The sequence below is a fragment of the Agrobacterium sp. El2ro-1b genome, assembly GCF_048298475.1.
GTDB classification, from domain to species: Bacteria; Pseudomonadota; Alphaproteobacteria; order Rhizobiales; family Rhizobiaceae; genus Agrobacterium; species Agrobacterium fabrum.
Map to the genome: position 1 here is coordinate 677581 of NZ_CP103458.1, position 20634 is coordinate 698214.

Sequence of the window (20634 nt, forward strand, 5' to 3'; positions counted from 1 at the left end):
ATGAACCGGCTCGGCGCCAGGAGCTTTGCATGTTCAAGGGATCAATTCCCGCCCTCATTACCCCGTTCACGGACAATGGTGCCGTGGACGAAAAGGCCTTTGCCGCCCATGTGGAATGGCAGATCGCCGAAGGCAGCAACGGCCTTGTGCCCGTGGGCACGACGGGGGAATCCCCGACGCTCTCTCACGATGAGCACAAACGGGTCGTTGAGCTGTGCATCGAGGTTGCGGCGAAACGGGTTCCGGTCATTGCGGGTGCTGGCTCCAACAATACCGATGAAGCAATCGAGCTTGCGCTGCACGCGCAGGAGGCCGGTGCGGACGCGCTGCTGGTCGTCACCCCCTATTACAACAAGCCGACGCAGAAGGGCCTGTTCGCGCATTTTTCCGCTGTCGCCGAAGCGGTGAGACTGCCGATCGTCATCTACAATATCCCGCCGCGCTCGGTGGTGGATATGTCGCCGGAAACCATGGGTGCGCTGGTCAAGGCGCATAAGAATATCGTCGGCGTCAAGGATGCGACCGGCAAGCTCGACCGGGTTTCCGAACAGCGCATTTCCTGCGGCAAGGATTTTGTCCAGCTGTCGGGCGAGGATGGCACGGCGCTCGGCTTTAACGCCCATGGCGGCGTCGGCTGCATTTCGGTCACCGCCAATGTCGCGCCGCGCCTTTGTTCCGAGTTTCAGGCGGCAATGCTTGCCGGTGATTACGCCAAGGCGCTTGAGTATCAGGACCGCCTGATGCCGCTGCACAGGGCAATCTTCATGGAGCCCGGCGTATGCGGCACCAAATATGCGCTGTCGAAGACACGCGGCGGCAATCGCCGGGTCCGTTCACCCTTGATGAGCACGCTGGAACCGGCAACGGAGGCGGCGATCGATGCGGCGCTGAAGCATGCCGGCCTGATGAACTGAGATACGCCTGAAGAGCTTGAAAGGCGCGCCATGGACCGCTTCGTAACAGAAGCTGTCCCGCGCGCCTTTTCTTTTTGCGGCGACAACATTAAATAGATGTTCGAAAACCGCTTTCGGCGGCAAGGCCGAAGGTGCAATAAGAAAAACAAGGGATTGAAATATCATGGCCCCCAAAGGCAGCCAGCGCGTGGTGAACAAGATCGTTGCGGAAAACCGCAAGGCTCGTTTCAACTATGAAATCATCGATACCTATGAGGCGGGGCTGGTACTGACCGGCACCGAGGTCAAGTCGTTGCGCGAAGGCAAGGCGAATATCGCCGAATCCTATGCCTCGGACGAGGGCGATGAAATCTGGCTGATCAATTCCCACCTGCCGGAATATCTGCAGGCCAACCGCTTCAACCACGAGCCGCGCCGCCGCCGCAAGCTGCTTCTGAACAAGCGCGAGATCAACCGCCTGCGCGCCGGCATCAACCGCGACGGCATGACGCTGGTGCCGCTGAAGGTCTACTTCAACGACAAGGGCCGCGCGAAGCTGGAACTGGCGCTTGCCAAGGGCAAGAAGCTGCACGACAAGCGCGAGACCGAGAAGGAACGCGATTGGAACCGACAGAAGTCGCGGCTGTTGAAGGGTGGCAACGCCTGAGCGGCAATAAATTTTGCCGGGCAGGGGGATTACTGCCTTTCACTACCTGTTCCTCCGTCATGCCGGACTTGATCCGGCATCCAGTCACGGCGCGTCTGCGCCGTGGAAAGAGTTCTTTCAGCCCGAAGACTTAGGCTGGCTGGATCCCGGCTCAAGGCCTGGATGACGAGGTGAATGTCTTCCTGCCGTTTCTCAAGCAGCCCGATACGTCCGCTCCACATGCGCCCGCGTTGCCGAAACGCTGAACCGGCTCACCAGCGCCGCCAGATTGGCGCTGACATCGCTCAGATTATGCGTGGCCGCATTGGTTTCTTCCACCATGGCCGCATTCTTCTGGGTCAGATTGTCCATGCTGTTGATGGCGGCGTTGATTTCCTGAATGCCGACAGACTGTTCCTGCGCCGCCTTTGTCAGCGAGACGATATGTTCCTGAATATGATCGACCTTGTTGCCGATCGTATTTAAGGATTCGCCCGTCTTGTTGACCAGCGAAACGCCCTGCATCACATCGTCGGAAGACTTGGCGATCAGCGTTTTGATTTCCCTGGCGGCATTGGCGGAGCGCTGCGCGAGCTCGCGCACTTCCTGGGCGACGACGGCGAAACCCTTGCCGGCCTCACCGGCGCGTGCGGCTTCCACGCCGGCATTCAGCGCCAGAAGATTCGTCTGGAATGAAATCTCGTCGATGACGGAAATGATCTGGGTGATCTTCTGCGACGATTCCTCGATGGCGCCCATCGCCTTTACCGCATCCGTCACCACATCGCGCGAGCGGGCTGCTTCGACGGCCGAGCTTTCGACGATGGCCTTGGCCTCTTCGGAACGCTGCGCTGAGAGTTTCGAAATGGTGGTGATTTCCTCGACGGCGGCGGCGGTTTCCTCCAGCGCGGCGGCCTGCTGCTCCGTGCGGCGGGCCATGTCGTCGGTCGCGGCGGTCAGCTCACGCGTATTGCCGGAAATCTTGTTTGCCTCTTCGACGATCTGCGCAAATGCACCCGAGAGATTGCCGACTGCGGCATTGAAATTGGCGATCAGCCCTTCGAATTGCGGCGCGGTCTTTTCGCCGATGCTGGAGGCGAGATCGCCATTGGCAAGCCGGTCGAGGGCGTTGTTGAGCAGTTCGAGAACGTGATCCTGCTCTTTCTTCATCTGCGCCTGTTCAGCCTCCGCCTTCTGTCGTTCCGTGGCCAGAACGTCGAGATAGACGGAGATCGAATAGTCCATGTCGAGAAGGGCGGCCTTGATGGTGGCGGAGAGGGCGTCCTTTACCTTCTTCGCCTTCTTTTCCATAAAAAGGCCCTTCAATTCGGACTCGATTATCGCCTTGACGATGCCATCAAGCATCAGGGCGTAACCGCCAATATACCAGCGCGGCTCCAGCCCCAGCCTCGCATGGGTGCGGCCGATGGCGGTCACGGCATTGGTGTAATCCTCGTTGAAAGTGCCGGAGGCGATCCTCGACCAGTGTTTGAGCTGCATGCTCTTGGCATGCTGGATATGGGCCTCGCTGGAGAAAAACTTCGCCGTCTCCGGCACGGAGCGCGCCTTCGCGTAAAAACGATCGAGGGAGGCGTCGAGGGATCCGGTAATGACGCCCTTCATGTCTGAAAGATTTTGCCGCTCACCGTGGCCAAGCCCCAGAAAATTCAGTCGTTCATCAAGTTGTCGATCGGTTTTTGCTTGGCCGTGCATGTCTAGTCATCCTGCTCTGACACCCCAATTCATGTCGCTGGTGTCTTTGCGTGATTTAGACACGTCTAAAATTAACCAAGATATAATTTCGACTGGCCGGATTTGATGTTTGTTAAGTTTAAATGCAAATTTTACTCCGGCCATCGGCACAAACAAAAACGCGCCCGTTTTTCAACGGACGCGTTTTAAAAGTCAGCGGTGCCTTAACCGGTATCAGACCGTCTCCGGACCTTCGGCGTGACGCACAGGGCGCTCGCTCGGATCGCGCCCGATTTCGGCCTTCAGTGTCATCAGATCGATGAAGTGGTCAGCCTGGCGGCGTAGGTCGTCGGCGATCATGGCAGGCTGTGTGGCCATCGTTGAAACAACGGAGACCTTGCGGCCCTTGCGCTGCAGCGCGTCCACCAGCGTGGTGAAATCGCCGTCGCCGGAGAACAGAACCAGGTGATCGACCGTCTCGGACTGTTCCATGGCATCGACTGCGAGTTCGATATCCATATTGCCCTTGATCTTGCGGCGGCCGAGCGCGTCGGTGAATTCCTTCGCCGGCTTCGTCACGACCTTGTAGCCGTTATAATCCAGCCAGTCGATCAGCGGACGGATCGAGGAATATTCCTGATCCTCGATAAGCGCGGTGTAATAATAGGCGCGCAGCAGATAGCCACGCTTCTGAAATGCCTTCAGAAGCTTGCGATAGTCGATATCGAACCCCAGGCTTTTTGATGCTGCATAAAGATTGGCTCCGTCTATGAAGAGCGCAATTTTCTCCCGTGGATCGAACATTCCATCCCATTCCTTTTTTTGGAAAGGCCATTATCTGGCTTTTATTTCCGGTCGCAAATGCAAAAAATCATGTGGTATCAACGAATTTTACGGTGCGCCGTTGCGTTTTAAGTAAGGTAACTTCACCCGTATTCCAAGACAATTCTTCTAGACATTTTGTTCATCAGACGCCAAACAAGGGCGATAAGTTGCCAAAAGACGCCAAAGACAGGAAAAACTTGAATTCCGCGGCCAATGGCTGTATCGGAAGCTGGAAGGCTTCGTCGCGAGGAATCCCAAGCGTTTTTCGCAAGGCACGAAGCGCAGATTCAATAGGTTAGAGCATCCCTTGTGCATCCCAAAGAAAGCACGGCGCTCTGATCCACGACATTACGACTCGCAAAGGACAGGCAATGGCCCGCGTCACAGTTGAAGATTGCATTGATAAAGTAGACAACCGTTTCGAGCTGGTGCTTCTCGCGAGCCACCGTGCGCGCCAGATTTCTCAAGGCTCTTCCATCACGGTTGACCGCGACAACGACAAGAATCCGGTCGTGGCGCTGCGCGAAATCGCCGACGAGACGCTGTCTCCCGACGACCTGAAGGAAGACCTCATCCACTCGCTGCAGAAGCATGTGGAAGTGGACGAGCCCGAGCCCGATCCGGTCACGCTTGCCGCCTCCGCTGCGGATGGCGAAGACGACGACCAGCCGGAAACGGTTACTTTCGACCAGATGTCGGAAGAAGAACTGCTGGCCGGTATCGAAGGCCTTGTGCCGCCGGAAAAAAATGACGATTATTGATCCGGTTTTATGATGCCTTTGGCAGGCGGTGGTTACCGTCTGTCAATAGTTGCCGTCATAATCTGATCCCTATTGATGCAGCATTGTGCGCCGACCCCAAGGTTGGCGCGCTTTCTTTTTGTGGAATATCGCATGATGCGGCAATACGAACTCGTCGAGCGGGTTCAAAAATATAAACCGGATGCGAATGAGGCCCTGCTGAACAAGGCCTATGTTTACGCGATGCAGAAACATGGCCAGCAGAAGCGGGCCAATGGCGACCCCTATATATCGCATCCGCTGGAAGTTGCCGCGATCCTCACTGAAATGCATCTCGACGAATCGACCATCGCGGTGGCGCTGCTGCACGATACGATCGAGGACACCACCGCCACCCGCGCTGAAATCGATGAACTCTTCGGCGAAGACATCGGCCGGCTGGTGGAGGGGCTCACCAAGCTCAAGAAGCTCGACCTCGTTACCCGCAAGGCCAAGCAGGCCGAAAATCTGCGCAAGCTGCTGCTCGCCATTTCCGACGACGTGCGTGTCCTTCTGGTCAAGCTCGCCGACCGCCTGCACAATATGCGCACCATGGAATACATGCCGGCCGACAAGCGCAGCCGCATTTCTGAGGAGACGATGGAAATCTATGCGCCGCTCGCCGGCCGCATGGGTATGCAGGATATGCGCGACGAGTTGGAGGACCTGTCCTTCCGTTATCTCAATCCGGAAGCCTACCAGACGGTGACCAACCGCCTGCTGGAACTGGAAACGCGCAATGAAGGCCTCATCAAGAAGATCGAGGACGAGTTGCGCGAGCTTCTGGTGGCCAACGGCTTGCTCGGCACCCACGTCAAGGGGCGTCAGAAGAAGCCCTATTCGGTGTTCCGCAAAATGCAGTCGAAGTCGCTCTCCTTCGAGCAGCTTTCCGATGTTTACGGTTTCCGTATTCTGGTGGATGATATTCCCGGCTGCTACCGGGCGCTTGGCATCGTGCACACCCGCTGGCGCGTGGTGCCGGGCCGCTTCAAGGACTATATCTCCACCCCGAAGCAGAACGATTATCGCTCCATTCACACCACCATCGTCGGCCCGTCGCGCCAGCGTATCGAGCTGCAGATTCGCACCAAGCGCATGCACGAGATCGCCGAATTCGGCATCGCCGCCCATGCGCTTTATAAGGACGGCGAAAACGGCGAGGGCGATCTGCTTTCGAAAGAAAGCAATGCCTATTCCTGGCTGCGCCACACCATCGAATCGCTGGCAGAAGGCGACAGCCCGGAAGAGTTCCTGGAGCACACCAAGCTCGAACTGTTCCAGGACCAGGTGTTCTGCTTCACGCCCAAGGGCAAGCTGATTGCCCTGCCGCGTGGCGCCACCCCCATCGATTTCGCCTATGCGGTGCACACCAATATCGGCGACACCACGGTTGGCGCCAAGATCAACGGGCGGATCATGCCGCTGGTGACCCGGCTCAACAATGGCGACGAGGTGGAGATCATCCGCTCCGGCGTGCAGGTGCCTCCCGCCGCCTGGGAAGAGGTTGTGGTGACGGGCAAGGCCCGCTCGGCCATTCGCCGCGCCACCCGCATGGCCATTCGCAAGCAATATTCCGGCCTCGGTTACCGTATTCTCGAGCGAACCTTCGAACGTGCTGGCAAGGCCTTTTCGCGTGAAGCTTTGAAACCCGTGCTGCATCGCCTGGCGCAGAAGGACGTGGAAGACGCCATCGCCGCCGTCGGCCGGGGTGAGGTCTCCTCGCTCGATGTGCTGCGTGCGGTGTTCCCGGATTATCAGGACGAGCGCGTGACGGTGAAGATGACCGGTGACGACGGCTGGTTCAACATGCGCAGCGCTTCCGGCATGGTCTTCAAGATTCCGGGTAAGTCGCGCTCCGTTCTGGAGGACGATGGCGCTGCCGAGATGCTGGACGGACCCGACCCACTACCGATCCGTGGCCTTTCCGGCAATGTCGACGTGCATTTCGGTGCGGCTGGTGCCGTTCCGGGCGACCGCATTGTCGGCATCATGGAAAAAGGCAAGGGCATCACCATCTATCCCATTCAGGCGCCGGCGCTCCAGCGTTTCGACGATGAACCGGAGCGCTGGATCGATGTGCGCTGGGATCTGGACGAGGCCAACAAGTCGCGCTTCATGGCGCGGGTAATGATCAATGCGCTGAACGAGCCGGGCACGCTCGCCTCCGTCGCGCAATCGATCGCGACGCTTGACGTCAATATCCGCGGGCTCAACATGGTCCGCATCGGCACTGACTTCTCCGAGCTGGCGCTGGATGTCGAAGTCTGGGATCTGCGGCAGCTGAACCAGTTGCTGTCGCAGCTCAAGGATCTCGATTGCGTGTCGACTGTCGCGCGTGCCTTCGATTGAGGCATTTTTGATCTTCTGCAAATACCAAAAGGCCGTTGTTATGCGTTCAATGCATGGCAGCGGCCTTTTCCTGTCTCTGGTCGTTGATGGGGTTTGCGACTATCTTCCTTTCAGAAATTGAAAACGGAAAACGCGGCGTGCCGGTGGTCCTACACCGATGAGAAACGCCATTTCCAAACTGAAAGGACATGAAACCATGTTTACTCCGCTTCGCAAGATCGCCCGTGCCGTTCGTGGCAAGACCACCCAGGAACGCGAATTCGATTATCTCAGCGGCTCCGTGTCGAATGTCGACCTCGAGTTCCGCCAGCGCGAAATCGACCGCGGCCTGTTCCGCCGGTAATGCGCTCAGCGCATGGCAGCCCTTCGCCATGCGTATGTGGTTCACGAGTTTCGCAGCCATTGTGACGCGGTCTCGTGCTCTGCCAGAAAAACAATGCGGATGCGCACCAACAAGCGCGCATCCATGACGGGAACATCCTTCTTACTCCCGTTCCCCGGAACAGTCCGGCTCAACGCCGGAACGATGGCGAGAAGAATGTCCGGCAAAAGTCCTTTGTCGTCTGCCAACCTCTTGGCGCGGCCCGGGCGATGAAATAAACTGCACCCCATGCCATTTCGTCGCCGTGAACCCGTTGGTTTTTCAGAGAAGATTCGTGACCTCTTCTGGCCGCGCACGGGTTTTTCCCGTTCGCTGCGCTACATGAAGCTGCGTCTGCTCAGGTTGTCGGCCTCTCCGCATTCGGTTGCCGCCGGTGTCGCCATCGGTGTGGGTGTGGCGTGGACACCCTTTCTCGGTGTCCACATCGTCATCGCCATGGCGCTCGGTTTTCTCCTGCGCGTCAATCTCGTGGCGGCAGCCCTAGGCACGACCTTCGCCAATCCGCTGACATTTCCGTTCATCTGGGCATCCACCTGGGAACTGGGGCACTTCATCCTCGGCCGGCAGAAGACGGAAAGTGTGGCGCATGTGGATTTCGTGGCGCTGTTCAGCCATCTCGAATTCCGGCAGATATGGACGCCGGTGCTGGAACCCATGACCATCGGCGCGTTGTTTCCCGCCGCCATCAGCGCCGTCATTACCTATATCGCCGTCTACGGCCTCATCAGCGGCTTCCAGCGACGCAAGATGGAAAATCTCGCCCACCGTGCCGCCAATAAAAATGCTTCTCTGGAGATGTTGAAATGATCATTGGATTGGGCAGCGACCTGATCGACATCCGCCGCGTCGAAAAATCGATCGAGCGTTTCGGCGAACGTTTCACCCATCGCTGTTTCACCGATATCGAGCGGGCGAAATCGGATGGCCGGAAAAACCGTGCCGCGTCTTACGCCAAGCGTTTCGCCGCCAAGGAAGCCTGTTCCAAGGCGCTTGGAACCGGGCTTGCGAACGGCGTTTTCTGGAAGGATATGGGCGTCGTTAATCTGCCGGGCGGCAAACCGACCATGATCCTGACCAACGGGGCAGGGGAGAGGCTGGCGGCGATGCTGCCCGCCGGTCACCGCGCCAATATCCATCTGACGATCACGGACGACTTTCCCTATGCTCAGGCATTTGTGATCATCGAGGCGCTTCCCGTGAATGGGTAAGGCGCGCTGCCGCCGTAAAGGCGCTCTATTTGCAGAGGTGTCACAGAAGCGCTTCCCTTCGGGCTGGAAAGGTTCTAGAGAAGTCGCAGAAATATGAAAGCGTTGCCGGCTGCGTGAAACAGCATCACCCGCCGCAGGCGCGATAAGCAACGGCCCGGGAGCTTCTGAAATCGAAGGAGCCGGGGAACAATCAGGCAGGTCTATAAGTGTCCGAAAAAGCTGAGAAGAAGCAGAACGCCCTTTGGGAGAACGTCAAGGTCATCATTCAGGCGCTGCTGTTGGCAATGGTCATCCGCACCGTGCTGTTTCAGCCCTTCACGATCCCGTCAGGCTCGATGATGCCGACGCTTCTGGTTGGCGACTATCTGTTCGTCAACAAGTTCTCCTACGGCTATTCGAAATACTCGCTGCCCTTTTCGCCGAACCTCTTTTCCGGCCGCATCCTCGAATTCAGCAAGCCCAAGCGCGGCGATGTCGTGGTCTTCCGCCTGCCGCCCAATCCTGAAGTGGATTACATCAAGCGCCTGGTCGGCCTGCCCGGTGACCGCGTTCAGGTGACGAATGGCGTGCTGTTCATCAACGGCCAGCCGATTCCGAAGCAGCCGGATGGCACCTTCACCTCCGATTATCGCGCCGATCCGGGCACCAATGTGCCGGTCTTCCGCGAAACGCTCGACAATGGCGTCACTTACGACACGCTCGACCAGTCGCCCGACTCGCGCGGCGACAACACCCGCGAATTCGTGGTGCCCGAAGGCCATTATTTCATGATGGGCGACAACAGAGACAATTCGCTCGACAGCCGTTTCGACGTCGGTTTCGTACCGGAAGAAAACCTGATCGGCCGCGCCAGCGTCATCTTCTTCTCGCTGGGCAATGACACGCCGTTCAGCCGCATTTGGGAATGGCCCGCCAACATGCGTTGGGACCGCCTGTTCAAGGTTGTGGGATGAGCAAGACCAAGCCGCTTTCCGCGGACGAAATTTCCCGTCTGGAAGCGTTGATCGGATATGAATTCAAGGAAAAGGCCCGGCTCGACCGGGCCTTGACCCATGCCAGCGCCCGGTCCGCCGCGGCCGGAAATTATGAGCGGCTGGAATTTCTGGGCGACCGCGTTCTCGGTCTTTGTGTTGCCGAACTGCTGTTTTCCACCTTCCGTAACGCCAGCGAAGGCGAGCTTTCCGTTCGCCTGAACCAGCTTGTCAGCGCTGAATCCTGCGCCGCGATCGGCGACGAAATGGGCCTGCATAATTTCATTCGCACCGGATCGGACGTGAAGAAATTGACCGGCAAGGCGATGCTGAACGTGCGCGCCGATGTGGTCGAAAGCCTGATCGCCACCATCTATCTGGATGGCGGCCTGGAAGCGTCGCGCAAATTCATTCTGAAATACTGGCAGGGCCGCGCAACCAGCGTGGATGCCGGGCGGCGTGACGCCAAGACCGAATTGCAGGAATGGGCGCATGCCCGATTTGCGGCGACGCCCGCTTACCGGGTTGACGATCGCTCTGGACCGGATCACGATCCGAGCTTCACCGTGACGGTGGAAATTCCCGGCGTGAAGCCGGAAACCGGCGTCGAGCGCTCCAAGCGCGCGGCCGAACAGGTGGCGGCAACCAGATTGCTGGAACGCGAAGGCGTCTGGCGGAAAAGCCCCACCGGAAACTGAGCACCCGACGACAGGGTGCTGCAACCGAGCGCATGGCGGACCCTCTGGCCGCATGTTGAATACCTCTGACCTTGATGGATATCATGACCGATCACGAAAACCCCGCCGTAACGGGCGAAGACAATGCCCTTCCGACCCGTTCCGGTTTCGTCGCCCTCATCGGCCCGACCAATGCCGGCAAATCGACGCTGGTGAACCGGCTGGTGGGCGCCAAAGTCTCGATCGTCAGCCACAAGGTGCAGACGACGCGCGCCGTGATGCGCGGCATCGCCATTCACAAGAACGCGCAGATCGTTTTCATGGACACGCCCGGCATCTTCAAGCCGCGCCGCAGGCTCGACCGCGCCATGGTCACTTCGGCCTGGGGTGGCGCAAAGGATGCCGATCTCATTCTGCTGCTGATCGACAGCGAGCGCGGCCTGAAGGGTGATGCCGAGGCCATTCTCGAAGGGCTGAAGGATGTTCCGCAGAAGAAGATCCTGTGCCTTAACAAGATCGACCAGGTGAAGCGCGAAGACCTCCTGAAGCTCGCCGCCGACGCCAACGAAAAGGTCGCGTTTGACCGCACTTTCATGATTTCCGCCACCAACGGTTCCGGCTGCGAAGACCTGATGGATTATCTGGTGGACACCCTGCCGGAAGGCCCGTGGTATTATCCGGAAGACCAGATTTCCGATCTGCCGATGCGCCAGCTCGCCGCCGAAATCACCCGCGAAAAACTCTTCCTGCGCCTGCATCAGGAACTTCCCTATGCCTCGCATGTCGAGACGGAAAAGTGGGAAGAGCGCAAGGATGGTTCCGTGCGCATCGAGCAGGTGATCTATGTCGAGCGTGACAGCCAGAAGAAGATTGCGCTCGGCAAGAACGGCGATGCGATCAAGGCGATCTCCACCGCCTCGCGCAAGGAACTGTCTGAGATCCTCGAGCAGCCGGTGCATCTCTTCCTGTTCGTGAAGGTGCGCGAGAACTGGGGCGACGACCCCGAGCGCTTCCGTGAAATGGGTCTGGAATTTCCGCGGGGCTAAAGCTGCAAGACATCCTCCCTCGACCCTGTGCCTGTCACGGGGTTGCAGCCGACGCGGCTCGCGCGCGGCGAGTAGAGCCTTTTCAGCCCAATGACTTGGGCTGACCAATTTCCTGTGACGAGCACAGGAATAAGCGGCGCAAGGGCTTTGAATATCTTCAACATTTATCGGGAACCGAATACGTTCGGGCGGGTTGTTCCAAAACGATTGGGCGCAACCTTTTTTGATGATGGATATTCATGTCGCCGAAAAAACCGAACGGAATTTCCACCACCCCCTGCCAGCAATGTCCCCTGCGCGACCTGCCGCATTTCCGGGACTTTTCCTCCCCTGAACTCGATTTCGTCTCCCGTTTCAAGACAGGAGAACTCGCGGTTGAAAGCGGCTCTGTCATCCTGATGGAAGGCTCGCATAGCGCCCATCTCTATACCGTTCTCCAAGGCTGGGCCTTCCGATACAAGACGCTGGAAGACGGGCGGCGACAGATCCTCAATTATGTCATGCCGGGTGACCTCGTCGGCCTTCAGGGCACGGTGATGGGAGAAATGGAGCATTCGGTCGAGGCGTTATCGCCGGTGACGCTCTGCGTGTTCGAGCGATCGCGGCTGAACAATCTCTTCACCGATCACCCGACTCTTGCCTTTGATCTCACCTGGATCGCGGCAAGCGAGGAGCGCATGCTCGACAACCACCTCCTCAGCATCGGCCGACGCACCGCACTGGAGCGCGCGGCCTATCTCATCGCCTTCCTGTATAGCAAGGCGAAGGCGGTTGATCTCATCCGCAACGAAACACCTATTCCCGTCACCCAGCAGCATGTGGCAGATACGCTCGGCCTTTCCATTGTGCACACCAACAAGACCTTGAGAAAGCTTGTTGATCGCGGCCTCATACGCTGGACGGACAAGGGTTGTCTGGTGCTTGATAATGCCGGGCTGGCCAATGTTGCCGGCTGGGAAAGCGACGAAAAGCGCCAAAGACCCTTCATTTGATCTTCATCCGACATGTCTTTTTTAAATGACGCTGGGGCCGTAATTTGCGACTTCTGTGGTGATATCTCGCTTGAGATCACGTCGCAGACTGCGACTTTGAGCCATGGGCTCTCTATTTAGGAAGAAGAAAAGATATGGTGCCACAACGGGTTATCATCGTTGAGGATGAATATCTGGTGGCCCTTGATGTCGAAGCGGTTCTCCAGTCCATGGGCGTGGAAACGATCGTGATCGCAACGACGCTTGGGCAAGCAAAGCAAGCCATCGAACAGGATGGTGCCGATTGTGTTCTTCTCGATGTTAGCCTGACAGACGGCAAGAGCTATGATTTCGCGCGCGGATTGCGGGCAGTGGGCATTCCCTTCGGTTTCGTCAGCGGTTACGGCGACACGACGGGTTTTCCCGACGATCTCTCGCATGCGCCTCTGCTCGGCAAGCCCTTCGGGGAAACTGAAATCATGGATTTTGTTCTTGGACTCGTCGGCATGCCGCGCGACGCCGTAAAAGAATAACGTTTCGCCGCCAGATCGGTTATGATCGGGCTTGAATCGAAATTCGGACAGGTTTCATGCAGTGGCAGGATGAGGCGATCATTCTCGGCGTTAAACGCCATGGCGAGACGAGTGTCATCGCCGAGGTGATGACCCCTTCGCGCGGCCGCCATCTAGGCATGGTGCGCTCCGGCCGTTCCCGCGCCATGCAGCCGGTGCTGCAGGCGGGAAACCGGGTGGATGTCATCTGGCGGGCGCGCCTGCACGATCATCTCGGTGAATTCCGTATCGAACCGCTGCAATTGCGCGCAGGACAGCTGATGGAGACGGCGACAGCCGTTTACGGTGTGCAGGCCATGGGCGCTTTGCTCAGGCTTCTGCCGGAACGCGATCCGCATCCGCATCTTTACCAGGCGCTCGATGTCATTCTCGACAATCTCCACGATCCCGTCGATGCCGGCGAACTGTTCGTGCGCTTCGAATTGGCGGTGCTGAACGATCTCGGTTTTGGCCTCGACCTCAGCGAATGTGCGGCGACGGGGCTGCGCAGCGATCTCATCTATGTCTCGCCGAAGACGGGCAGGGCGGTCTGCCGTACGGCGGGCGCGCCCTATGCGGCAAGGATGCTTGCGCTTCCCGCCTTTCTCGGCGAAGGCCAGTCGACGGCCGCCGATCCCGAAAGCCTCGCGGCGGCGTTCCGGCTGACCGACCATTTCCTCCACCGGCATGTTTATGATCCGCGCGGCCTCAATGAAAACGCCGCCCGCGACGGTTTCGTGCAGGCGGCGTTGAAGGCGCTGGAGCGTAAGGCGACACCGCCCGCTCTTGATAAGGCGATCTGATTAGGCCATCGCCGGCCGTGGTGCCGGTCGCTCCTGAATGGGCCAGTGCACGATGGCCGCAAAAATCCCGAGGCCAACGCCGAGCCACCAGACGATATCGTAGGTGCCGAACCTGTCATAAAGGAAGCCGCCCAGCCAGACGCCAAGGAACGAGCCGATCTGGTGGGTGAGGAAAACCACGCCGCCCAGCATGCCGAGATGGCGGGTGCCGAACATGATCGCCACCAGCGCGTTGGTAGGGGGGACGGTGGAAAGCCAGAGAATACCCATGACCGAGGCGAAGAGGATGACCGAAAGCGGCGATTGTGGCAGCAGCAGGAAGGCCGTGACCACGACCGAGCGGGCGATATAGATATAGGCCAGCAGATAGGGTTTCGAGTAACGCTGGGCGATAACCCCGGCGGCAAGCGACCCGATGATGTTGAAAAAGCCGATCAGCGCCATGGCGATGACCGCGTAACGTGGTTCGATGCCGATATCGCCGAGATAGGCTGGGAAATGCGCTGTTATGAAGGCCACCTGAAAACCGCAGACGAAGAAACCGGTTGTCAGAAGCAGATAGCTCTTGTGGCCGAGCGCCTCCTTGAGCGCTTCGCCCACCGTCTGCTGAAACTGCGCCTGCGACTGGCTGCCGGAGGAGGAATTGCCGCGCATCGGCCATGCCAGCAGCGGAACGAGCACCATCATGGCAGCCAGCCAGACGAGGCTGTCCGACCAGCCATAGGCGGAAATCAGCCCCTGGCTGATGGGCGCAAACAGGAACATGCCGGCCGAACCCGCAGCCGTGCCGATGCCGAAGGCAAGCGAGCGCTGCTGCGGCGTGACATGGCGCGCGAAGGCGGAAAGAATGACGCTGAAGGAACCGGCGGCAATGCCAAGCCCGACGAGCACGCCGCCGCCAAAATGCAGCCAGAAAGGCGAGGTGCCGAAGGACATGCAGACAAGGCCTGCGGCATAAAGAATGCCTGACAGAACGAGCACGCGGCCCGTACCGTATTTATCCGCAATCGCGCCGAAGAACGGCTGGCCAAGGCCCCAGAACAGGTTCTGCAAAGCCATGGCAAGACCGAAGGTGGAACGGTCCCAGCCGGTATCGGCAAGCATCGGCAACTGGAAGAAACCCATGGCCGAACGGGGACCGAAGGTCATGACCGCAATCAGCGACCCGGCTGCGATGATCAGCCAGGGCATGGTCTGGCGTGTGGCTTGCGACATGAACATTCCCCCATCGCAGCGTGCGCCCAAAAAGAAGGGCCATGGCTTGCTGCGGATTCCTCTATGATGGGATGAATATTATCTTTTGTCAGCCCGTCCCACTAGCGACTTTTCTTGACGGCCATTATTCATGGCGTTGATGGAATACGGTCGGAGCGACGACGATGAAACAGAATATCTACGATGACGCAGGCTTTTTCGAGCGTTACAGCGCCATGCCGCGTTCCATCGAGGGTTTGCGCCAGGCCGGCGAATGGCATGAGCTGCGCGCCATGCTGCCGGACCTGAAAGACAGGTCTTTTCTCGATCTTGGCTGCGGTTTCGGCTGGCATTGCCGTTATGCGGCGGAGCAGGGGGCGGCCCACATTGTCGGCGTCGATCTCTCGGAAAACATGCTGAGCCGCGCTGCCGAAATCAATGGCGGGCCGGGCATCGATTATCGCCGGGCGGCGATCGAAGACATCGATTTCCCGCAGGAGAGTTTCGACGTGGTGCTGAGTTCGCTCGCGCTGCACTACGTCCGTGATCTCGACGGGGCATTCGCAAAGATTTTCGCGGTGCTGAAGGCGGGTGGTGATTTCGTCTTTTCCATCGAGCATCCGGTCTTCACTGCGCTGGAAAAACAGGACTGGTTTTATGGTGAGGACGGCGAAATCCTGCACTGGCCGCTCGACAACTACCAGAACGAGGGCGTGCGCCACTCCAACTGGATGGCGGATGATGTGGTCAAATATCACCGCACCGTGTCAGGTATTCTCAACGGCTTGCTGTCCGCCGGTTTTGCCCTGACGCAGCTGGCGGAACCACGGCCTGATCCGGCTTTGATGACCGAGCGCCCGGAATTGAAGCACGAGGATCGCCGCCCGATCTTTCTGATTGTCGGGGCGAAGAAGCGGTGACTTGAGACTCCGCATCGCATTTGCGGGGTGTGAAACAATGATGGAGATCGGCGCGTCCAGCTCGGAGCTGGTTGTTGACCGATGACCGTAGCGCGCTCCTCCTCATCCCTGTGCTCGTCACAGGGATCCAGCCAGCCCAAGTCCTTGGGCTGAAAAGAGTCTCTCCGCCGCGCCGACGCGCGTCGGCTGGATTCCTGTGACGAGCACAGGAATGAGGGAGAGAGAGTGTGCCATCTATGAGAACATGGAGCCTGCTGCAGGTCTCGTTAGAACCAAGCCCCCGGCCTACCGCCGCTTGATCGCCCAGCCCTCCGGCCGTTCCTCGACCACTCTTGCCACATCGCCGACGGACAGACTGCCTTCCCCGCGCGGCGTCACGTTCCAGCCGAAGAGCGGCCCCGGCACGCGCCGGTCGCCGGACATGCGGATGCGGCCCATGGCTTTCATGGGGGAGGGCACGTCGCGGGAGCCGGTCATCTGGTCCTGCGTGGTCATGATGCAGCGGGCGCAGGGTTTGACGAGATCGAAGCGAATGCCGCCGATCTCGATGGCTGCCCAGTTATCCTCCGCCCAGGGCTCTTCCGTCTCCAGCACGATATTCGGCCGGAACCGTTCCATGCCCACGGCGTCCTCGCCATTTCCGTGCATATTGTCGTTCAGGGCAGCAAGCGAGGCGGTGGTAGTGACGAGGATCTGGTAGCCATCGGCAAAGGTAACGGGGGTTTCATTGCCCGTCCATTCGAGGCTTGCGATGCGGTTCGAGGTATCATCGAAGAATACCAGCTTCACCTCGCGCCCAAGCCAGGCCGAGAGTGTGTCGTTGGTTTCACCATCGGCGATATTGGCGCTGACGATCGATTTCCACACCGCCACATCCATACGCTGCCCGGAGGGTCTTGCGAAAATCTCGCCGCTGTTCTCGCGCGAAAGCGCCATGCCGCCATCCGCATGCCGTGCCAGCACGGTGGCGATGGCGGGCAGCTCGCGCTGGGTGATGAAATGGCCGGAAGGGTCGGTCAACATGGCGCGGCGGTCTCCCGGCAGGCCTTCGGCCGAAACGGCGCTTTCCTTAAGCGCAATGCCGCGCGCGCTCTTCAGCGGATAGATGTTGAGTTCGGTCACGCGCATCTTCGATATCCTCAAATCTCGTCGAGAAACAGGTCCAGCACCTGTTTCAGCCGCTCATGCCGGGCTTTGGCCATCTGCCGCCCCGTTTCGGTGCGGAAGCCATCGGCCAGTTTGAACAGTTTGGTTTCGAAATGGTCGATGGCAAAGGCGCGGTCGTCAAGCGGTCGCTCCTTTGCGAGCGGATCGGCCGGGTCGTAAAGCGCCGAGCCCATGCGCCCGGCAATATAAAAGCAGCGGGCCGCGCCCACCATGCCGATGGCATCCAGCCGGTCAGCATCCTGAAGGATTTTTGCCTCCAGTGTCCGCGGCTCGATATTGGCGGAAAAGCTGTGGGTGGTGATGGCATGCGCGGCGGCGTCGATATCCTGCTTCTGCCAGCCGAGCCCGGCCAGAATGCCTGATGCTTTTTCCGCTGCCAGTCGCGAGGCCTGCGCCCGCAAGGGAGAATTCTTCTCCACCGCCACGCAATCATGCAAAAGCACGCTCGCGGCCAGCACGGTGCCATCCCCGCCTTCGCCCGCATGGATGCGCATGGCGTTGCGGAAGACACGGTGAATATGGGCAAGGTCGTGCGAGCCGTCGCTGGTATCGGCGGCATGCGGTATCAGGGCTTCGGCAAGCGATTCGTAAGGCGCGAAAGATTGGGCCTGCATTGCAACTCCATCGGCTTTGGCCATGCTGTTTAGACACGGAATCGCACCCGCGCAATTGACATCATGTATCGGCTTGTCGCGGGTCGCGAAGGGCAGGCTTCCGGGTCAGGATTTTCTGGTAGAAAAGGCCGATACCGATCAGCACCGCGCCGAGGCCGATGAAGGACAGGGCTCTGAGTACACCTTCAAGGTTGCTCATGTCGATCAGGAAAGCCTTGGCAACCGAGATCAGCACGAAGGCGGCCGATGCCAGACGCAGGCTGCGGGCATTAAAGCGCGAGCCGAGCACGAGGAGCAGCACGCCGATCAGCAGCCAGACCACCGAATAGCTGTAGGTCTCGCCCTGCATAAAGCCTTTCCAGTCGGCAATGTTTTCGCCCTGCCAGAAACGCCGCACCGAAAGCGTGGCCCAGGCGAAGCCGAGTGCTGCACCCGCCACCGCCAGCATGCTGACATAGGGCGGGGGACGTTTTCCCCGCGCATAATAGGCAAGGCCGCCATAAGCGAGCGCCGGCAACAGGTAACCGATTAGCAGCAGGTTGAGGACTGGTATGCGGCCAGTATTTTCGCCGGTGAAATAGGGGTTGAGCGTGAAGAAATGCATCGTCAGCACGTTGATGACGGCGATCACGCCGGCAATCATCGAACCGTAACGGAAGACGGGGCTGGGGCTCTTGAGATCGAGGGTCATCAGCACGCCTGAGAAACCGATGGTCAACAGTGTGTAGATCGATTGTTCGCCAAGCGTCGGCACGCTGTTGTCAAGCGTCCCGCCATTCATCGCGTGGCGGATGAGGATGGCGACGGCCAGAAGACCCATGACGCTGGCAATCGCCTGCAGGAAATTCTTGGCCCTAACCCCCGGCCAATCACGCAGCAGCCAGGCAGAGGCGACGGCCAGCAGTGCCGGAATGCCATAACCCGGCAAAAGCGCGTTGAAGACCGGTGTGGTGCCGAGGTTCTGCGGCCCGACGATGGTGGGTTCCCAGGCGATGCGGCCGAGAACGGCAACACTTGCCACTGCCATCACCCAGGGCAGCACCTCCCACTTGCGGTAACGGCTGGCCAGCACATAGACAAAGCCGATGACAGAAAGCAGCACGGTTGTCACGAGCCCTTCCGTCAGCGTGTGCAGGCTGAGCGCGAAGGCGGCAAAGGAACCGAGCACGAGAATGTTGAGCGGCTTGCGATAGGCTTCATCGTTCTGGCGGTGCAGCCATTCGGCACCTGCAAGCAACACGAAGCCAAGCCCGAGGCCATAGGCCGCGTGCAGCCAGTCTCGGCCGAGATTGCCATATTCGACGAAGCTTGCCGTGGCGAGCCAGACCGGGAAAAGTGCTGCGATACCGGCCCAGAGCTGGGCGAAATCCGCATCTTCGGCGCCCTTGCGTTTGAGGAAGGAGAAGGCACACAGCACCAGGATCGCGCCGAGGCCGAGCGCCATGGCGATTTCCGCGGTGTAGCCTGTTCCGACGGGCGGAAGCGTGACGCCGGTATCATTGATGAGACCAATGAAGTCGATGCCCTGCCGCGACATCAGCGATACCGCAGCCTGCGCGCCGAGCGCGGCGATGATCGCGGGCCAGACCGCATAGTGGCGGGCAGCGCCAAGCGCGGCAAGTGCAGCAATGAGCGCCGAAACGATCAGGGCCGGATGGGTGTCGACGCTGCCCTCGGCAAACAGGAAACCGATGGCCGGCAAGATCACGGCCATGGATACCGTGAGATTGATGGCGAGTGACGGGCGCAGCAGAAGCCGCATGATGCGAACCGCGCGCCGCTCGGGAGCTGCGGTTTCGGCCGCTTCTGCGGGCGGGGTGTCGAGCTGCTTTCCGGGCCACAGGAAGATCGTGCCGGCCAGCATGACGAGCAGGGCAAGCGTCGGCGGTTCGGCTCTGATCGTATCGGAAAAGCCGATATAACCCAGCGCCCAGAGACCGATGCCGGCATTGGCAAGCGATGGAACCACCGTCCAGCCCTGCCGGCGCGCTGCCGCGGCGGTCGCCAGCCAAGAGATCGTCAGGAACACGAAAAGCGCCCAGATATTTGGCGTTTCGCTGGAAATCAGCGCCGGAGTCAGCATCGAACCGAGAAGGCCGAGACCGGCCAGCGCCTGTCCGTGCAGAAGCGACAGTCCGATGGTGGCAAAGGCGACAAGCCCAAGCAGGATGAAAGCCGTTCCAGACCCGATATAATCGTAAATGCCATAGGCCGCGTAGACCACGCCGAACAGCGTCAATGCGCCGGCTGCCGTCAGCACGCCCGGGATCATCGCGTTGGAATAGGCGGTGGCAATGCCCGGCACCGCCTTGCGGCGGATCGCCTCGCCGGCAAGCCCGAGAACGAGACCGAAAATGGCGGCGAGCGAAAGCCTGACCGCCGGGCTCAAGAGCCCCGATTCGATTGAATATTTGACGAGGAAAATGCCGCCAAGCGCAAGCGCCAGACCGCCGGCCCAGACCGCCCAACGTGCGCCGAGCAGGCTTTCGAAGCTCTCCTTCGCCGCCGGTGTTTCGACAATCGCCGCGGCAGGCGCAGGCTGTGCTTCTTCGCGTGCGACTTCTTCCGGTGCTGCCGGGGCTACCGTTTCGCCGGGCTCGGATGCTTCTTCAGCTTGGAAGGCTGTTGCTTCCGGTGCGGCTTCGCTTTCCGCTTCTGCTACCAAATCCGGTTTTTCCGCTGTTTCCGCGCTCTCTGCCTGCGTCATCGCCGGAGCGACCACACCCGCGGCCATCAGCCGCTTGAGGCTGTGAACCTCCCGTTCCAGAGACTTGATTCGGCCTGAGTTGCGGATGCTCGCGACCAGCGTGTAGATGAAGGCCGCGACGAGGGCGAGGATAAACAGCGGGATTTCCAAACGGACTCTCCAATTACGAAGCTGTTTTTAAAGCCCTTTTGGTGAATTTATGCAAGGCCCGGTTGATGGAGGTGTGGGTAACGGGGAGA

At 59.4% G+C, this 20634-nt stretch carries 20 protein-coding genes; 14 read left to right on the forward strand and 6 right to left on the reverse strand.

Annotated elements, in window-relative coordinates; all coding sequences use genetic code 11:
- Positions 1 to 29 precede the first annotated feature (29 nt).
- Together dapA and smpB are read left to right on the forward strand one after the other, a co-directional pair.
- Positions 30 to 914, forward strand: a complete 885-nt coding sequence (dapA, locus tag NYR50_RS03365) for a 4-hydroxy-tetrahydrodipicolinate synthase (RefSeq protein ID WP_418136774.1) — start codon at positions 30 to 32, stop codon at positions 912 to 914.
- Between the two features lie 163 nt (positions 915 to 1077).
- The gene (gene smpB / locus NYR50_RS03370) at positions 1078 to 1560 is read left to right on the forward strand and encodes an SsrA-binding protein SmpB (protein ID WP_386906223.1); all 483 of its coding nucleotides are present in this window, start codon (positions 1078 to 1080) and stop codon (positions 1558 to 1560) included.
- A 192-nt stretch (positions 1561 to 1752) separates the two neighbouring features.
- Here smpB and NYR50_RS03375 read toward each other — a convergent pair whose 3' ends face one another.
- Both NYR50_RS03375 and NYR50_RS03380 read right to left on the reverse strand, forming a co-directional pair.
- Positions 1753 to 3252 (reverse strand): methyl-accepting chemotaxis protein, encoded by a 1500-nt coding sequence (locus NYR50_RS03375; protein ID WP_418136775.1) that lies wholly within the window; start codon positions 3250 to 3252, stop codon positions 1753 to 1755.
- A 213-nt stretch (positions 3253 to 3465) separates the two neighbouring features.
- Positions 3466 to 4035, reverse strand: a complete 570-nt coding sequence (locus tag NYR50_RS03380; protein WP_006311529.1) for an NYN domain-containing protein — start codon at positions 4033 to 4035, stop codon at positions 3466 to 3468.
- 392 nt (positions 4036 to 4427) lie between these two features.
- On the opposite strand from NYR50_RS03380, the gene rpoZ reads away from it, so the two are divergent.
- The 11 genes from rpoZ (at position 4428) to recO (ending at position 13793) form a co-directional block, all read left to right on the forward strand.
- Positions 4428 to 4817: a DNA-directed RNA polymerase subunit omega gene (gene rpoZ, locus NYR50_RS03385; protein WP_006311530.1), complete on the forward strand. Its 390-nt coding sequence runs from the start codon at positions 4428 to 4430 to the stop codon at positions 4815 to 4817.
- Positions 4818 to 4949: 132 nt separating this feature from the next.
- Complete coding sequence (locus NYR50_RS03390; RefSeq protein ID WP_418136776.1) at positions 4950 to 7184, forward strand: RelA/SpoT family protein; 2235 nt, start codon at positions 4950 to 4952, stop codon at positions 7182 to 7184.
- A 196-nt stretch (positions 7185 to 7380) separates the two neighbouring features.
- A complete protein-coding gene (locus NYR50_RS03395; RefSeq protein ID WP_035214828.1) occupies positions 7381 to 7527 on the forward strand; it encodes a hypothetical protein in 147 nt (48 codons plus the stop codon).
- A 267-nt stretch (positions 7528 to 7794) separates the two neighbouring features.
- Positions 7795 to 8373 carry a DUF2062 domain-containing protein gene (locus NYR50_RS03400; RefSeq protein WP_418136777.1) on the forward strand — a complete coding sequence of 193 codons (579 nt, stop codon included), beginning with the start codon at positions 7795 to 7797 and terminating at the stop codon, positions 8371 to 8373.
- Complete coding sequence (acpS, locus tag NYR50_RS03405) at positions 8370 to 8774, forward strand: holo-ACP synthase (protein ID WP_006311535.1); 405 nt, start codon at positions 8370 to 8372, stop codon at positions 8772 to 8774. Before NYR50_RS03400 ends, acpS begins: the two co-directional genes overlap by 4 nt.
- Before the next feature lie 206 nt (positions 8775 to 8980).
- Positions 8981 to 9727, forward strand: coding sequence for a signal peptidase I (gene lepB, locus NYR50_RS03410; protein WP_418136778.1), 747 nt, complete (start codon positions 8981 to 8983; stop codon positions 9725 to 9727).
- Entirely contained in the window at positions 9724 to 10443 is a 720-nt protein-coding gene (rnc, locus tag NYR50_RS03415) for a ribonuclease III (protein ID WP_006311537.1), read from the forward strand. Before lepB ends, rnc begins: the two co-directional genes overlap by 4 nt.
- Before the next feature lie 74 nt (positions 10444 to 10517).
- Positions 10518 to 11468 (forward strand): GTPase Era, encoded by a 951-nt coding sequence (era, locus tag NYR50_RS03420; protein ID WP_162687945.1) that lies wholly within the window; start codon positions 10518 to 10520, stop codon positions 11466 to 11468.
- A gap of 239 nt (positions 11469 to 11707) precedes the next feature.
- Entirely contained in the window at positions 11708 to 12460 is a 753-nt protein-coding gene (locus NYR50_RS03425; RefSeq protein ID WP_080809772.1) for a Crp/Fnr family transcriptional regulator, read from the forward strand.
- Between the two features lie 134 nt (positions 12461 to 12594).
- Positions 12595 to 12972, forward strand: a complete 378-nt coding sequence (locus tag NYR50_RS03430; RefSeq protein ID WP_174008105.1) for a response regulator — start codon at positions 12595 to 12597, stop codon at positions 12970 to 12972.
- A gap of 56 nt (positions 12973 to 13028) precedes the next feature.
- Complete coding sequence (recO, locus tag NYR50_RS03435) at positions 13029 to 13793, forward strand: DNA repair protein RecO (RefSeq protein ID WP_174008106.1); 765 nt, start codon at positions 13029 to 13031, stop codon at positions 13791 to 13793.
- On the opposite strand, the gene NYR50_RS03440 is transcribed toward recO, so the two are convergent.
- On the reverse strand, positions 13794 to 15008 hold the full coding sequence (locus NYR50_RS03440) for an MFS transporter (protein ID WP_162687944.1): 1215 nt from the start codon (positions 15006 to 15008) through the stop codon (positions 13794 to 13796).
- Between the two features lie 164 nt (positions 15009 to 15172).
- Here NYR50_RS03440 and NYR50_RS03445 point away from each other — a divergent pair, with 164 nt between their 5' ends.
- On the forward strand, positions 15173 to 15907 hold the full coding sequence (locus tag NYR50_RS03445) for a class I SAM-dependent methyltransferase (RefSeq protein ID WP_418136779.1): 735 nt from the start codon (positions 15173 to 15175) through the stop codon (positions 15905 to 15907).
- 285 nt (positions 15908 to 16192) lie between these two features.
- Here the strand turns inward: NYR50_RS03445 and NYR50_RS03450 are convergent, their stop codons facing one another.
- From NYR50_RS03450 to NYR50_RS03460, 3 genes are all read right to left on the reverse strand, one after another.
- Positions 16193 to 17035, reverse strand: a complete 843-nt coding sequence (locus NYR50_RS03450) for an MOSC domain-containing protein (RefSeq protein ID WP_418136780.1) — start codon at positions 17033 to 17035, stop codon at positions 16193 to 16195.
- A gap of 11 nt (positions 17036 to 17046) precedes the next feature.
- Entirely contained in the window at positions 17047 to 17688 is a 642-nt protein-coding gene (locus tag NYR50_RS03455) for an HD domain-containing protein (RefSeq protein WP_418136781.1), read from the reverse strand.
- Positions 17689 to 17749: 61 nt separating this feature from the next.
- Positions 17750 to 20545, reverse strand: coding sequence for a DUF2339 domain-containing protein (locus NYR50_RS03460; RefSeq protein ID WP_418136782.1), 2796 nt, complete (start codon positions 20543 to 20545; stop codon positions 17750 to 17752).
- Positions 20546 to 20634 lie beyond the last annotated feature (89 nt).